1 pseudogene is annotated in these 765 nt (G+C 74.2%); it reads right to left on the reverse strand.

Annotated features, from left to right (window positions below):
- Window positions 1–765: pseudogene (locus GH736_RS23730) on the reverse strand (transcription-repair coupling factor); the annotation flags it as partial.

Consider the following 765-nt stretch of genomic DNA (forward strand, 5'->3'; position numbering starts at 1 on the left):
GGCGCCGAGGAACTCGCGGTTCGTCTCGGCGAGGCTCACGGCACGGCCCGCCACGCGCTCGGGCTGCACGACCGCGATGGCGGCACCCTCGGGCAGGTAGTGCGCGAGCGGCACGAGCCGCTCGAGCAGTGCCGGAGCCAGCGACTCCATGCCCTCGACGGGGATTCCCTGCGAGATCTTCTCGAGCATGCCGGCGAGGCTCGGGAACTCGTGGAGCATCTCGCGGGCTCGCTGCCGCACGGCCGGTGTGAGCAGCAGCTCGCGGCTGGGGGCGAGCTGCACGCGCTCGACGACCTGGGGCAGCGAACGCTGGTCGGCGACCGAGAATGCGCGCAGCTCCTCGACCTCGTCGCCGAAGAACTCCACGCGCACGGGGTGGTCGGCGGTGGGCGGGAACACGTCGAGGATGCCGCCGCGCACGGCGAACTCGCCGCGTCGCGAGACCATGTCGACCCGGGCATAGGCGAGGTCGACGAGCCGCACCGCGAGCTGCGACAGGTCGTATCCTCGACCGCCGGCGACGAGCTCGATCGGGGCCAGCTCGGCGAGGTTGTCGGCGAGGGGCTGCAGCGCGGCGCGCACCGACGCGACCACGACGAGCGGATGCCGCGAGCCGGCCGCCTGCCACTCGTGCAGCCGCCGCAGCGCGTGCAACCGGCGCCCGACCGTCTCGGCCGACGGGCTGAGCCGCTCGTGCGGCAGGGTCTCCCAGGCGGGGAACTCGAGCAGCTCGGCGCCGTCGAGGTAGGGCGCCAGCGCGCCCCG

This window comes from Agromyces humi (assembly GCF_009720255.1).
GTDB classification, from domain to species: domain Bacteria; phylum Actinomycetota; class Actinomycetes; order Actinomycetales; family Microbacteriaceae; genus Agromyces; species Agromyces humi.